Annotated in this window: 17 protein-coding genes; all 17 read right to left on the reverse strand. The window is 43.3% G+C overall.

All coding sequences use genetic code 11. The features are described from left to right. Window positions 1-31 precede the first annotated feature (31 nt). Window positions 32-481 carry a DUF2487 family protein gene (locus I2484_RS04555; RefSeq protein ID WP_207149844.1) on the reverse strand — a complete coding sequence of 150 codons (450 nt, stop codon included), beginning with the start codon at window positions 479-481 and terminating at the stop codon, window positions 32-34. Window positions 482-537: 56 nt separating this feature from the next. Next, a complete protein-coding gene (locus I2484_RS04560) occupies window positions 538-1089 on the reverse strand; it encodes a ReoY family proteolytic degradation factor (protein WP_207149845.1) in 552 nt (183 codons plus the stop codon). A 1-nt stretch (window position 1090) separates the two neighbouring features. After that, complete coding sequence (locus I2484_RS04565) at window positions 1091-2356, reverse strand: tetratricopeptide repeat protein (RefSeq protein ID WP_207149846.1); 1266 nt, start codon at window positions 2354-2356, stop codon at window positions 1091-1093. 38 nt (window positions 2357-2394) lie between these two features. After that, entirely contained in the window at window positions 2395-3702 is a 1308-nt protein-coding gene (gene aroA, locus I2484_RS04570) for a 3-phosphoshikimate 1-carboxyvinyltransferase (RefSeq protein WP_207149847.1), read from the reverse strand. Window positions 3703-3719: 17 nt separating this feature from the next. Then, window positions 3720-4820 (reverse strand): prephenate dehydrogenase, encoded by a 1101-nt coding sequence (locus tag I2484_RS04575; protein WP_207149848.1) that lies wholly within the window; start codon window positions 4818-4820, stop codon window positions 3720-3722. Further along, window positions 4817-5917 (reverse strand): histidinol-phosphate transaminase, encoded by a 1101-nt coding sequence (gene hisC, locus I2484_RS04580; protein ID WP_207149849.1) that lies wholly within the window; start codon window positions 5915-5917, stop codon window positions 4817-4819. Before hisC ends, I2484_RS04575 begins: the two co-directional genes overlap by 4 nt. Before the next feature lie 28 nt (window positions 5918-5945). Next, complete coding sequence (gene aroH / locus I2484_RS04585; protein ID WP_207149900.1) at window positions 5946-6308, reverse strand: chorismate mutase; 363 nt, start codon at window positions 6306-6308, stop codon at window positions 5946-5948. Then, on the reverse strand, window positions 6308-7414 hold the full coding sequence (aroB, locus tag I2484_RS04590) for a 3-dehydroquinate synthase (protein ID WP_207149850.1): 1107 nt from the start codon (window positions 7412-7414) through the stop codon (window positions 6308-6310). Before aroB ends, aroH begins: the two co-directional genes overlap by 1 nt. A gap of 2 nt (window positions 7415-7416) precedes the next feature. Continuing rightward, the gene (aroC, locus tag I2484_RS04595) at window positions 7417-8598 is read right to left on the reverse strand and encodes a chorismate synthase (protein WP_207149851.1); all 1182 of its coding nucleotides are present in this window, start codon (window positions 8596-8598) and stop codon (window positions 7417-7419) included. A 114-nt stretch (window positions 8599-8712) separates the two neighbouring features. Continuing rightward, window positions 8713-9483 carry a CheR family methyltransferase gene (locus I2484_RS04600; RefSeq protein WP_207149852.1) on the reverse strand — a complete coding sequence of 257 codons (771 nt, stop codon included), beginning with the start codon at window positions 9481-9483 and terminating at the stop codon, window positions 8713-8715. 103 nt (window positions 9484-9586) lie between these two features. Beyond that, on the reverse strand, window positions 9587-10033 hold the full coding sequence (ndk, locus tag I2484_RS04605) for a nucleoside-diphosphate kinase (RefSeq protein ID WP_207149853.1): 447 nt from the start codon (window positions 10031-10033) through the stop codon (window positions 9587-9589). An 86-nt stretch (window positions 10034-10119) separates the two neighbouring features. Further along, entirely contained in the window at window positions 10120-11100 is a 981-nt protein-coding gene (locus tag I2484_RS04610) for a polyprenyl synthetase family protein (protein WP_207149854.1), read from the reverse strand. Between the two features lie 24 nt (window positions 11101-11124). Continuing rightward, entirely contained in the window at window positions 11125-11823 is a 699-nt protein-coding gene (locus I2484_RS04615) for a demethylmenaquinone methyltransferase (RefSeq protein ID WP_207149855.1), read from the reverse strand. 18 nt (window positions 11824-11841) lie between these two features. Then, on the reverse strand, window positions 11842-12576 hold the full coding sequence (locus I2484_RS04620; protein ID WP_207149856.1) for a heptaprenyl diphosphate synthase component 1: 735 nt from the start codon (window positions 12574-12576) through the stop codon (window positions 11842-11844). A 50-nt stretch (window positions 12577-12626) separates the two neighbouring features. Next, complete coding sequence (gene mtrB, locus I2484_RS04625) at window positions 12627-12848, reverse strand: trp RNA-binding attenuation protein MtrB (protein WP_067210381.1); 222 nt, start codon at window positions 12846-12848, stop codon at window positions 12627-12629. Between the two features lie 68 nt (window positions 12849-12916). Then, a complete protein-coding gene (folE, locus tag I2484_RS04630) occupies window positions 12917-13486 on the reverse strand; it encodes a GTP cyclohydrolase I FolE (protein WP_207149901.1) in 570 nt (189 codons plus the stop codon). 185 nt (window positions 13487-13671) lie between these two features. Further along, window positions 13672-13944 carry an HU family DNA-binding protein gene (locus tag I2484_RS04635; RefSeq protein ID WP_067210384.1) on the reverse strand — a complete coding sequence of 91 codons (273 nt, stop codon included), beginning with the start codon at window positions 13942-13944 and terminating at the stop codon, window positions 13672-13674. Between the last annotated feature and the right edge of the window lie 35 nt (window positions 13945-13979).

Raw genomic sequence — 13979 nt, forward strand, 5'->3', positions numbered from 1 at the left:
CCGATGAAAGTTTGTGAACAAATATCGAATTTTATTGCTCCGACCACTTTTCCATGAAGCGTGGTAAGGCTTGTCGAAGTTGATCCTCAATAATGGTTTTTCTTAATTGTGGATCCATGTTTTCAAGCGGAATCGACGGCAGCCAGATTACTTCACCATCTACTTTAATGCTTGTCCAGGCAGAGTCAGTCGTCAAGAAGAAAACGTGTTTAAATGGGGCTACCGAGAGGTCGCGGGATAGCGTTGCAGCCATCTCCGTCAAATCCGTTGACGTCGTATAAGCAAATGGTGGCATCAGCATCATACGCCCTTTGAATTGCGTTTCAATGAACATCGTAAGATGCATCAGAAACTCTGAAGATGACGCACTTCTTTTCATATCCCCCGGCGTTGTCTCTACTTTAAGTAAGGGTACAATAAGTGTATCGATATATTCTATCTGTTGCAAATATGTATCCATATCTTGTGCAGTCCAGTTCATTGCAAAATTACCTCCTTGAAAAATCAGTAAAGGACTCCACCAAATTGGGGGAGTCGTTAGTTCTTCGATACCTTCATGTCATTCAACAGTGCAGATAATGCGATAAACCGTTCCTTGTCATTTGTGTCAAGGGCTTCATCTACTCTTTTCATAAGCATATCAACGGTCATCAAAGCAGCACTTTCCTCAAGCAATTTCTCGGCAATTTCTCGGTCACCCTCGCTTACTTGTAAATAATCCGGAAGAAAAGGGTTTTCCTCCCGAACACTTGCATATTCCGGACAAGTATGGCTGTTCGAAAAATTAAGTTGTATATACATCTTATCATCTGGATGAAGTCTTAAATCATGGAACGATTTCTCGGCATCAGCGGTCATTAAGTTCCCTTTATAAAAGCGGAACGGAATGCTCTCTGAACCAGTCGTTGACATCACCATTGCCCTTGGACAGTAATGTGCTTCATCCGTAAAGTGAACGTTTTGTAGTAGTTGTTCATGGCTAAGAAGGTAATTTAAAATCCACACACATTCACGGCGCTTCAATTTGTAGCGCTTTAAGAACCATCGCACAAAGTCCTTTTTAGCAGCGACAGGAACCATGGCCGTCATGTCACACCTCCTCGTCATTTTGTGCTTCCAGAAAAGCTCTCCAATTCTCATCGTCAGGATCAATCTCAACCAATTCTTTGACTATTTTGAGGGCTTCATCACGTTTTCCTTCTTCAAGCAGGAATTTGGCGAAGTTCCCAAGAAAATCGTGGTCATCCTTCATCCCAATATATGCCTTACCATAGGATGTGTATGCATCGTCATATTGTTCTTCACGTTCGTACGCATAGGCCATAAACGCATCCAATAAAGGAATGTCGACTTGATTATCTTGTGAGTACGTAAGTAGATCGAGCAATTCAGGGCTTTGTTCTCTCTCATTGTACAGCGACGCAAGCGTAATAAGTGCATCAATGTATTCGGGATCGAGTGCCAATGCTTCTTTCAAATGTTCTTCCGCTTTTTCTGGAATACCTAATTTCAATGCTGATTTCCCAGCGGTCAATTGCAGTTCCTTATCAAATTCGTCTCTGCGGATTCCGTCTTTGAACATGTCGTAAGCTCTTTGGTCCTCACCTAATACTGACAAAGACTGTCCTGCCAGCATATAGGCAGAAAAATAATCTGGATCCATTTCAATTAAATCGTCGAGCAATGTGACCGCTCTTTCTGCATTGCCACTTTGGAAGTAGGCAAATGCCGCCCCGAAAAGTGTATCTGGCAAGGTATTATCTTGTAGCATTTCTTCGTAGTAAGGTATTGCTTCTTCATAAGCAGCACCTGCGCTATATGTTTCCGCAAGCCTAGAAACAATGCGAATGCCGCCGATTTCATCCGTTTCATCATTCAAATCAAGATACATCCGTGTAGCCTCTCCGTACTTCCCAGAATCAAGGAGCAATTCCGCATACGCAAACCGAATGACGGGCTCTTCCGGTACAAGTTCATGAGCTTCCTTAATCTTCGAAAGAGCTGCTTCTGCCATTCCGGACATCTGGTAATAATCCGCTAACGCTAAAAGCGCTTGAACATACTCCTCGTCTTCCGGACCCACATCGGTGAGAAGAAGAAGCGCTTCATCCTCTTCCCCAAGCTCAAGTAATGTACCGGCACGATCAATTTTCAACTGGGCCTCATCTGGTAAATGAAGTCGCAGCGTTTCAAAAAGACGATCAGCCTCTCCCATGAATCCGTAACTAGCAAATAAATCTGCCGCTTCATAGAGCAAATCAAAATCGGTCGACCCCGTTAACTGATCAATGACACCGGTGAGTACTTCTACATCACCTTCTAAAATAGTTCGTTCAATTTCTTCTAACTGTCCCATATTTTCACCTGAACTTTCAAAATGTATACATCAAGCTGTTATCGTTTTACATTTATCGAAACAACGAGCTTTTCCAAGTCCCTGAAAAATCCTGGATATGAAATAGCTATGCACGACGGATCTTCAATTTGAATTGGATCTAACGCGACAAGTGCTGCAATTGCCGCCATCATGCCTAATCTATGATCACCGTAAGAATCAAGTGTGCCACCTGAGAGTTCCGTAGGTCCATGAATGATCATCCCATCGTCCGTCGCTTCGATATTTGCTCCCAACTTTTTCAACTCTGATGTTACTGCGGCAATTCTATCTGTCTCTTTGACCCGTAGTTCCCCGGCGTCTTTGATAACTGTTGTTCCTTCTGCCTGCGTTGCGAGCAAAGCGATAACAGGCAGCTCATCGATGAGCCTTGGTATTAAGTCACCGCTGATTTCAGTACCATGCAATCCTTCGTAGGATACTTTTACAGTACCATACGGTTCGCCGGCTCCGTTAACTTCTTCAAGGATTTCAACACATGCACCCATATTCGTAAGCACATCCAATATCCCTGTCCTTGTAGGATTAAGCCCGACATTCGTAAACGTAACAGAACTTCCCTTAATCATTGCAGCTGCAGCCATGAAGAAGGCAGCTGATGAAATATCACCTGGCACTAACACATTCTTGCCCCGGAGCATATTTCCGCCCTTGACACTAACGTTAGTTCCATCCACCTGAACTTCTGCTCCAAATTGAAGTAGCATACGTTCAGTATGATCGCGCGAAACTGTCTTCTCACTAATAACAGTTGTCCCTTCCGCATTCAAACCAGCAAACAGAATAGCCGATTTTACTTGAGCGCTGGCAACAGGCATGTCGTATTCTATTGCAGAAAGCGGTCCACCCGTAATGGTAAGCGGTAGTAGATTGCCATCTGGTTCTCCTACTACAGAAGCCCCCATGGACGACAAGGGTAGTGTAACTCTATTCATTGGACGCTTTGACAGCGATTCATCTCCTGTCAAAACGGACTTGATAGTTGAGCCTGCGAGTATTCCAAGCATTAGACGTGCTGTCGTCCCTGAATTACCTGCATAAAGATCCTCAGAAGGCGTTTGCCATCCTTGCATTCCAGGGCTATCTACTGATACGTTAGTGCCATCCCTTTCAATTGATACGCCGAGTTGTCGAAAAATATCAATTGTTCGCAGGCAATCTTCTCCGTCCAAGAATCCGGTAATTTGCGTTTTACCTTCAGCGATGGAACCGAGCATCACAGCCCGGTGCGATATCGATTTATCACCTGGAACTACCACATTACCCTTCAATTTTGGTTTATTGAACTCCACTAGTTTCGTCTCCACCAAGAAAAGCCCCCCATTCAAACTATGTACATACTAAAATTCATTGTTTTGGAAAGTGCGGATTTTGCTCGTTCCCGGTCATCAGTAGTTTGGAAGCTTATAACAAGAATTCCAAAGACATCTGTCCGCGTCTCAACGATTCGGATATTCGTTAAACTGATTCGTTCATCCGCGAGTATTTTTGTGATTTCCGAAATGATACCAGGGTGATCCGGGATATCAATATGCAAATCAAATGTCATATAGAATGCACCTTGAGACGTAATCGGTAAGTCGTCTCGAAACTGTTTCGCCCCTGCAAAATAATCATATATTTCGTCGGGGTCATTCGATTTTAGCATATTTCGAACATTTTCCATCTCTTCAAGCCATCCGTCAAGCTGCTTTAACAACTCTTCCCTGTTCTGCGTCGTAATATCACGCCACATGATTGGATCTGCAGATGCAATTCGAGTCAAGTCGCGAAATCCGCCTGCCGCAAGTTTTTTAACAAACGGTTGCTCTTCTTGTTGTGCTGACAGCCTTCCAACGAGGGAAGAAGCGACAAGATGCGGAAAATGGCTAACGATTGCCGTCATCCGATCATGTTCTTCAGAATCGAGCACGACAATTTTACCTTTCGTTGGACCGAGTAGAATGCGGAGCTGCTCGACCTTTGCGCTGTCTGTTTGTGAATCTGGTGTTAATATGTAATACGCATTTTCAAATAGATGCTCTTTAGCAGCAGTTACCCCACTTTTATGAGAGCCCGCCATTGGATGGCCACCAATAAACGTAATTCCACGTTCAAGCAATTGTCTTGCGGCATCCATGATTGGACCTTTTGTACTGCCCGTATCCGTCATAATGACGTCAGCTCTTAATTTCCAGTTGACTGCTTGATGCATCATTGCAACCGTCGTATTGACCGGCGTGGCAAAAATGATGACATCCGCATGTTCACATGCGTTCTCAATGGACGTGGCAATTGTATCAATGATTCCCCTACGGAATGCTTGCTCCAACGTACTGAAGGATCGGTCGTACCCTATTACTTGCAGATCAGGGTTACGTTTCAAGGCAAGCCCGAGCGAACCACCAATCAGTCCAAGTCCAATTATCGCGACATTCGGTTTCATACGGCTGAACCCCTGGATTGCAACAATGTATCAAATGCCTTGAAGAAGTTGCTAGTCTGAGCTTCAGACCCAATCGTCACCCTTATATAGCCCGGAGTTCCAAGTGCATTGCCACTTCTAACGATGAATCCCTGTTGCAAAAGCTTTTCTGAAGCATCATCTGCATCAGTTGGCACTGCAATTAATACAAAATTCGTTTCAGAATCAAATAAATGCAGGTTGTTGTCAGAAGCGTACTGTGTAAACCGTTGCCTTTGTTCATGATTCAGGTTACGGCATTGTTCGATGAATGCTTCATTTCCAAGCGCTTTTTCCGCTACTACTAAACCTAGTGAGTTATTATTGAACGGGCTTCGCACTTTATTGAGATTAGAAATGACCTTCGGATGACCAACGGCATAGCCAACTCTAAAGGCCGCCAATCCGTATGCTTTGGAAAACGTCCGCAAAATAATGATATTTGGGAATTCTTCTAGCAATGAAATTGAGTCGATATGCTCAGAGTCAGTAATGTATTCGAAATATGCTTCGTCAAGAACGACTAGGCTATTTTCTGAAACTTGTTCAAGGAAACTCTTTAAAGCATCACTAGGAATCAAATTCCCGGTCGGATTATTCGGATTGCACAGCCAAACAACAGCCGTATCGCCATTGATAGCTCCCAAGAATCCTTCCAAATCATGTTGTCCATCCTTCAATGGTACTTCACGGATTTCGGCCCCTTCGATTCTCGCATTATGGGCATATTGCGGGAATGTCGGTGCCGCCATAACCGTATTTACTCCTTTACCAAGGAGCGCCCTTGAAATAATCATAATGATCTCATCTGAGCCATTTCCGAATAACAATGATGTTTCGTCAACTCCATGTTTCTCTGCAAGCTTCTTACGTAATCCACCCGCATAGCCGTCCGGATACATTTCATGCTGGATTGCTGCTGATGTCAAATAGTCTCTGACGGATGGTGCACAGCCATACGGATTTTCATTTGAAGCAAGTTTTACAACATCATTCAGACCGTATATACGTTTTGCTTCATCAATCGATCTGCCTGGTTTATAAGGTTGCATACTATCAAGCGCTTTTTTCCAGTTCATAAAATTCCCTCCGGTCAATAGATATGAGTTACTTTTGTAAATCCGGTCGTAACTTAACTGCGTTTTTTTGATAAATATGTTTAACATAACGTTGCGGAATATCAGTATTCACATGCATAAGTGCTCTGATGCATAATGGCATTGCCCCCGGAACGTCCATTTCATGCGTACACATGACCGGAACGTACATCCATCCATCAATCGATCGAACTGCTTTTGCAGGAAAAGTCGATTTGATGTCCGTTGTCGTAGAGATAAGTACCGAAATGATATCCCCAGGCAAAATACTGTTCTCTATCGCCATTTCTTCAACCAATGCTTGCGTCGCTTCAAGAACGGCTTGTTCTACGTCATTTTCGACTGTCGTTGCTCCCCTTAATCCTCTTACCATCATTTCGCCCCATCCCCTTTCGTCCTCCGCCTCAATTGTTCGAATGTTTGTTCACATTGTGTTTTTGACAGTTCTTTTATATAGGGTTTTCCGATACCATCAAGCAAAACAAAATTCAGCTTACCGAAAGAGACCTTTTTATCTTTTTCCATATAATTCATAAATACATCAAATTCATAGTCATGAACCGGTTGGAATGTATAGCCATGCGTATTTGCAAATTGGATGAAGCGATTTGTCAACGGTTCATCAACCCCGCCATGACTTTCACTTAATATAAGACTGTATGCCATGCCGATCATAACCGACTCTCCGTGGCTTAAACCACCGAATCCACATACACCTTCTACAGCATGGCCGAATGTATGACCGAAGTTTAAATACTTTCGAGTTGAATGCTCAAATTCATCTTGTGAGACGATTTTCGCTTTAACTTCGATTCCCCGTAACAGTTCGTGCGATAACCACTCAATGCTTGGTTGAGAAAATGAAGGGGTAGACAATAACTTGAGCGTCCATTCCACATCTGAAATAAGCGCATGTTTCAACAATTCCGCCATGCCCGATCTGATTTCTCGAGGCGGAAGCGATTCGAAGAGCTCCGTGTTGAATAGAACTCCGATTGGCTGATGAAAAGAGCCGACCATATTTTTCGCTTCTGGCATATTGATTGCCGTTTTGCCTCCCACTGCACTGTCATGCGCCAAGATTGTTGTAGGGCATTGCAAATACCTAATCCCCCTCATGAATGTCGCAGCGACGAAACCAGTGAGATCACCGCATGCGCCTCCACCAAAAGCGATTAGAAGGGAATCTCTTGTGAATTTTTCATTCAACAAAAAAGATAAGCAATCGACGTACACAGCGGAGGTTTTACAGCTTTCTCCGGCAGGGACTGTTTTTACACTAATTTCACAGTTTACAGACTCCAATGCCTTTTCTAGCATCGGCAAATAGATAGCCGCAACCCGTTCATCCGCAATGATAGCAATTCGGTCAACAGTATCTAGAAGTTCAGCATATTCTGTGGCAAATAGTTTGTACGTATCTTGACCTATATGGACGTTATAGTGATGGTCCCGGACAGTAACTGTAAGTTTCCCCATAATTAAAACCCCTTTACATACCGTCTATATTCTTCAATGTCCTTTTTGAGGCCGTTCATCGTGTCTGAACGGAATTCTTCCATGATGGCTTTTGCCATTTCAGTTGCAATGACATGTTCTGCCACAACAGAAGCTGCGGGTACCGCACAAGGGTCCGAGCGTTCGATAGTTGCAACAAACGGTTCTTTCGTATCAATATCAACACTTTCAAGTGGTTTGTACAAAGTCGGGATAGGTTTCATAACGCCCCTGACAACAATCGGCATACCCGTCGTCATTCCGCCTTCAAGGCCACCCAAGCGGTTTGATTTACGGAAATAGCCCTGTTCTTCGCTCCAAGCTATTTCATCATGCACTTTACTGCCTGGCATTTTTGCCATTTCAAATCCTAGTCCAATCTCAACGCCCTTAAACGCATTGATGCTCATCATCGCTCCTGCGAGTTTACCGTCCATCTTCCGATCAAATTGGACATAGCTCCCAATTCCTGGTGGACATCCTTCAATGACCACTTCTACAACGCCTCCCACCGTGTCACCACGTCCTTTGGCGTCATCAATGGCTTGGACCATCAGTTTCGAAGCCTCAGGGTCTGCACAGTAGACAGGGTCATTCTCGATGATGTTGCGGAGCTCTTCCGTCCCTTTTTCTGCATATGTATCTGGATTTGTTGTGAATCCTCCAATTTCTGTTACATGAGCGACAGTTTCGATACCGAGTTCGCGAAGGAACTGTTTTGCGACCGCACCGATTGCCACACGCATCGTTGTCTCACGCGCGGACGATCGTTCTAAGACGTTTCGCAGATCCCGATGACCATATTTCATACCGCCCACAAGATCTGCATGGCCTGGTCTGGGACGCGTTATTTGTCGTTTTACATCTTCTGGCTTCACATCGTCTGCAAGGGGCTCTACCCCCATAATCGAGGTCCAATGTTTCCAATCATCGTTAACAACCGTCAACGTAACCGGCGAACCAAGTGTTTTACCGTGTCTGACACCTGATGAAATGACAACCTGATCTTTTTCTATTTGCATGCGTCTCCCGCGCCCATGTCCACCTTGCCGTCTCGAAAGTTCCCCATTAATCATTTCAGCAGTCAATTCCATTTGGGCAGGTAGCCCTTCAATGATTGCTGTTAATTGCGGACCGTGTGATTCACCAGCTGTGAAGTACCTCATTTAATTTCCTCCTCCGACGAATGGATTAACATTCGTTTTATAGCACTCTACCAAAGTAAGATGCTTTTGACTATATGTTTATATTAAAAATATCCGGAAAGTTATCCGGATATTTTAAATTTTCCTATAAAAGAACGTATCTTCCGATTCTAATCCGTATTTTGAAGGATTGAATATTTGCTCTGTACTACCCACAAAAAGAATTCCACCCTGTTTCAGCGACTTGGAGAAGTTGGTGTAAATCTGATTTTTCGCTTCCTCTGTAAAATAAATCATTACATTGCGGCAGACAATTAAATCGAATCCCGTATCGTACCGGTCTTCTAACAAGTTTTGCTGTTTAAAAGTCACGGTCCGTTTGATGTCATCCTTCACCTGATAAAAATGACCTTCATTGACAAAGTGCTGTTTCACGATTGGGGCAGGCACTTCCTTCAAAGCTCTTTCAGGGTATAAACCGACTTTCGCCCGTTCAATGACGCCTACATCGAGATCTGTCGCCAAGATTGATATATCTCGCAGTGGCACATGAGTTAATAAAACAAGTGCTATAGAATAGGGTTCTTCGCCTGTGGAGCAGGCAGCACTCCAAATCTTCAGTTTTTTATTTCGATCAAGGAGCTTGGGGAAAATCTTCTTTTCCAGCACGTCCCATCGCTGTGCATTGCGGTAGAATTCTGAAACGTTGATGGTCATCCGATCAAGGAATTCCTCAAGTAGCTCTTTGTCATTATGTATAGCTTCATAATAATCTATAAAATTACGGTATCCTCTTTTTTCATATAGAGAAGTGAGCCTTCTTTTCATCTGTGCTTCTTTATACAGTGACAGATCGATACCCGTCTTTTTCTTAACGTTTCCAATGAATACAGCATAATCCGGCAATTAGCGTTCCCCCGTTCATATATTCTTACTATTATAACGGATTGGAGCCCATTTCGAAAGTACAAAAACAGCCGAGCGAAATTCGCACGGCTGTTTAAGGTAATTAATTGATCCAGTTGTTCATTGATTTGTCGTAAGTTACAAGTTCTTCATCCTTGAAGAAAAGACCAATTTCACGAACAGCTGATTCTGGAGCATCTGAACCGTGAATGATATTTTTACCAACAGTAACAGCGAAGTCACCGCGGATTGTTCCAGGTGCAGATTCTTTCGGGTTTGTTGCGCCAGTCATTAGACGGCCAACTGAGATGACATTTTCGCCTTCCCAAACCATTGCGAATACAGGACCTGATGTGATGAAATCAACAAGCTCGCCGAAAAAAGGACGCTCTTTATGTTCGCCGTAGTGTTGCTCAGCAAGTTCTTGTGAAATTGTCATAAGCTTAGCGCCTACAAGTTGGAAACCTTTACTTTCGAAACGACCCACGATTTCACCGATTAGATTACGTTGAACGCCGTCTGGCTTAACCATTAAAAATGTTTTTTCCATAGTTAACACTCCTTCTTAATATATGTATCAGGATTTCTCCTTTTCGATCGTACCATCCGATGCCTGATTTTTCAACTGTTAAAGCACTAATACTTACGTCTGCCAATGAAAGCAGAAATTTGCATGAATGCCTTTTTAGCATTTGCATCACCATCTGGCAGCGCACTTATTTCATCCATTGCTTTTTGCAAATACAAATCACTTACAGCTTGTGCCATCTGAATGGCCTCTGTACCGCGAATATAGGTCAACATTTCTTCACGATCTGATTCCGTTAAGGTCCCGTCAAACGACCGCTTCATATAAGGTTGGAAATTAACATCGTCTTTTATGTATAGGATGGGCAATGTCAGATGACCATTCAACAGATCACTGCCTGCCGGTTTTCCAAGTTCTTCATCCGTCGATGTAATGTCAAGAATATCATCGACAATTTGAAAAGCCATGCCCGCAAAATAACCAAAGCGACGCAATTTCTTTACATTCGCAGGGTCAGCTCCTGAAACAAGAGCGCCGAGCTCACAACTGGATGATAAGAGAAGTGCAGTCTTTCGTTTAATGCGCCGCAAATAATCCCGTATCGTCTGATTGGTTTTTCGCTGATGATCAATTTGGATGACTTCACCTTTACAAATTTCAAGCATAGTCTCTGCAAGTAGCTGATGAACAGCAGGAATTTCAATCTCGCCTATCGATGTAAGTGCACGTGAAAAAATGAAGTCCCCCGTATACATCGCAATTCGGTTATCCCAACGTGCCCTCACTGTTTCAAGACCACGACGCATATCTGAATCATCGATAACATCATCATGAACAAGAGATGCCATGTGGACAAGCTCAAGTGACACAGCAACCTTTGCCACATCCTCCAACGAATAGTTGCCAAACTTGGAAGACAGGATAACAAAAATAGGTCGAATCCTTTTTCCACCCGCACGAAGCAGGTGTAGTGACGCTTGCCGAATGATGGGGGAAGATGAATTGAGGGATCGTTCAAGTTCCTTTTCTATATAAGCGAGATCCTTCCGGAAATCACCATAAAGCGACAATAACTTCAATTTCTCCAAAACGATTACCTTCCCCTGCTGTCTTTATTGTTTATATCCCACGTGACCAGCCGCTGCTCCACCACTGTATGACTTAAAAGATACTCCAGTGAAGTCTGCTTCCGTGAATAGCTGAGCAAGTTGTTTCATCCCTGGAAAATCATCTGCCGATTCTTGAAGCCATGAATATTCTTTATAACTTTTCGCAAATATTTTCCCAAGAATGGGCATGATGAATTTGAAATAAAATCGGAATAACTGCCTGTAGCCCGGAAGTTCAGATTGAGAAGTTTCTAGACATGCAATCATTCCACCCGGCTTTAAGACACGGTTCATTTCTTTTAAAACGGTTAAATAATTCGGTACGTTACGCAATCCGAAACCAATTGTAACAAAATCAAACGAATCGTCAGGGAAAGGTAATTCCATCGCATTCCCTTGTACAAGCGTAATTGTTGGATATGCTGCAACTTTCGGTCGGCCGGCTTCTAACATACCTTCACTAAAGTCAAGACCTGTAACATGCCCAGTGGCACCTGTCGCCTCCGCCATGGCGATTGTCCAATCGGCAGTTCCACAACACACGTCAAGCGTACGAGCGCCTTCATGGACGTTCATACGTGACATGATGTCATCACGCCATTTCTTATGTTGGTTGAAACTGATCACGGAATTCATTTTATCGTAATCAACGGATATTTTTTCGAAAACGGTGTGAACTTTCTGTTCTTTTGATATCGACAAGAGTTATACCTCTTTTCTTCAATTCAGTTTACCAATTAACGGTGTCACCAGGTTACGAATTTTGCGCTGTAAAAAGGGCTGAAGATAATCAGCTGCTTCAAGCGCCATCTGCATTTCAGCATGAAGCTGAAAAATCGCATGATTCGCATCAGCAGCATTCATTGTCCGGCGCGAACGCTTATCCAAAATAGAATTGCAATCAGCGCTCCCCTCGTCAAACCATAGAAGCGATAATGCTGCACTGGCAAGCGGGACATATTGTGCAAATCCAAATGTATATAAAAAATCAGTTATACATCCCGCTTCGATGATTCTAACTGTTTCAATCAAATTTTCAGGTCCATCCGGTAATTGATCGTGAAAAATCGTCTTCGTCTCGTTGATTTGTCCGATTGTTTCAGACAAGGAACGGATGAAACCAAATTCAGGCAGAGATGCAAGTAGCCGATAATGGATTCCGCTGAAATAATCCCCCGACAAAACAGTAAGTTGTTGTTGCTTTGAGGTAGCGTCATACACATTAATTGAATCATGTGCATCAAAAGCAGCATGAACAGCGCCGACCGCTATTGACGCAGTATGAAAACGATTGTTCCACCTTTCCCCGTTCAACATTGGTAACAGGAGAATAAAGGCTTTTACAGGGTCGATTGTTATTCGACCAACATCCCTATCCACGATCGGCTCGCTAATTGCTTTCTCTACTTCACCTATATAATTTTCGATATGCAGTTTAATTTTTTGGGTTTCCATCGTCGAATCTCCATTCAAAGACGCCTACGGAAAAGTGTGTCAAATGCGAATTAGTCTTTCCCTTCGCTTGACAAGACACCGTATGCGGTATGAACGTCAGCTTTGCCACGTATTTTCATCGCTGACGTATGATCAGTAAATTGTGCGATCATCACTTCACCACGGTCTAATTTCTCCGTATGATGAAACTTCGTATCGTTCCCTCGTGTCAGACCGATTACGTTCACGCCGTCTTCTTTCGCTTTTATAACGATATAGTCGGTTTGTGTCATTTTCACCTCTCCTGTCTATTCTTTTATGGTCTTATCATATCATAGAAAAGGCGTTACTCGCAAAGGCTTCAAGACATCTTAATAAGTGATAGGATCTCAGCCCGTTTCACATCGTCATGTTCATAAATACCACGCGCAACCGTAGTCACTGTCTTCGCACCTGGTTTCTTGATGCCTCGCATTGTCATACACAGATGTTCCGCTTCGATTACTACGTATACACCAATAGGATTTAGCATTTCCATCATCGCTTCCGCAACTGTGGATGTGATACGTTCTTGAAGTTGTGGCCTTCTGGCAGTCGTTTCGACAGCTCTTGCCAGTTTACTTAGGCCGGCAACAACACCATCACGCGGTATGTATGCAATATGCGCATTCCCAAAAAAAGGAACAAGATGATGTTCACACATCGAGTAGAACGGTATATCTTTCACTAGTACAACTTCATCGTGATTTTCATGGAACACAGTTTTAAAATAATCCTTAGGGTCTTTATTCAAACCTTCAAATACCTCAGCATACATCTTTGCGACACGTTTTGGAGTATCTATCAGCCCTTCACGCTCAGGATCTTCACCGACTGCTTCAAGGATCATTGAAACTGCCTTCTCTATTTTCTCATAATCGACAACATTCATCATTCAAAACCTCCCAATCGGAAATAAAGCTATTCCAACAAAAATAGTAGCATACTCGCCCATTTCCGTACAGTTCGTTCACTCTACTTGCAGTGGCAGTAACTGGTACCGCTAATGGAAAGAAGTCCGCCCCAAGTATCTAATGAATTAGATACGACGGACGGACTTCTATGTAAACTTAAGGATTATTTTACCGCGTCTTTAAGCGCCTTACCTGCTTTGAAAGCTGGTACCTTGCTTGCAGCGATATCGATTTCTTCCCCAGATTGCGGGTTACGTCCTTTACGAGCTGCGCGCTCACGGACTTCGAAGTTACCAAAACCGATCAATTGTACTTTCTCACCACTTGCAAGAGTAGATTGGATCGTATCGAATACAGCTTCGACAGCTTTTGTAGCATCTTTCTTAGTTAGTTCTGCTGCTTCAGCTACAGAGGTAATCAATTCTGTTTTATTCACACCATTCACCTCCTCTCAAAGGGCATTAGCTAGCT

It is taken from the genome of Sporosarcina sp. E16_8, assembly GCF_017347095.1.
Taxonomy (GTDB): domain Bacteria; phylum Bacillota; class Bacilli; order Bacillales_A; family Planococcaceae; genus Sporosarcina.

Bases quoted from the DNA above. Each gene is read 5' to 3' on its own strand.
- mtrB (WP_067210381.1), bottom strand. From the start codon at position 12,848: ATGACACAAACCGACTATATCGTTATAAAAGCGAAAGAAGACGGCGTG.
- aroH (WP_207149900.1), bottom strand. From the start codon at position 6,308: ATGGTAAGAGGATTAAGGGGAGCAACGACAGTCGAAAATGACGTAGAA.
- hisC (WP_207149849.1), bottom strand. From the start codon at position 5,917: ATGAACTGGAAAAAAGCGCTTGATAGTATGCAACCTTATAAACCAGGC.
- aroB (WP_207149850.1), bottom strand. From the start codon at position 7,414: ATGGGGAAACTTACAGTTACTGTCCGGGACCATCACTATAACGTCCAT.
- ndk (WP_207149853.1), bottom strand. From the start codon at position 10,033: ATGGAAAAAACATTTTTAATGGTTAAGCCAGACGGCGTTCAACGTAAT.
- I2484_RS04560 (WP_207149845.1), bottom strand. From the start codon at position 1,089: ATGACGGCCATGGTTCCTGTCGCTGCTAAAAAGGACTTTGTGCGATGG.
- I2484_RS04555 (WP_207149844.1), bottom strand. From the start codon at position 481: ATGAACTGGACTGCACAAGATATGGATACATATTTGCAACAGATAGAA.
- I2484_RS04620 (WP_207149856.1), bottom strand. From the start codon at position 12,576: ATGGAAACCCAAAAAATTAAACTGCATATCGAAAATTATATAGGTGAA.
- I2484_RS04565 (WP_207149846.1), bottom strand. From the start codon at position 2,356: ATGGGACAGTTAGAAGAAATTGAACGAACTATTTTAGAAGGTGATGTA.
- I2484_RS04575 (WP_207149848.1), bottom strand. From the start codon at position 4,820: ATGAAACCGAATGTCGCGATAATTGGACTTGGACTGATTGGTGGTTCG.
- aroC (WP_207149851.1), bottom strand. From the start codon at position 8,598: ATGAGGTACTTCACAGCTGGTGAATCACACGGTCCGCAATTAACAGCA.
- folE (WP_207149901.1), bottom strand. From the start codon at position 13,486: ATGAATGTTGTCGATTATGAGAAAATAGAGAAGGCAGTTTCAATGATC.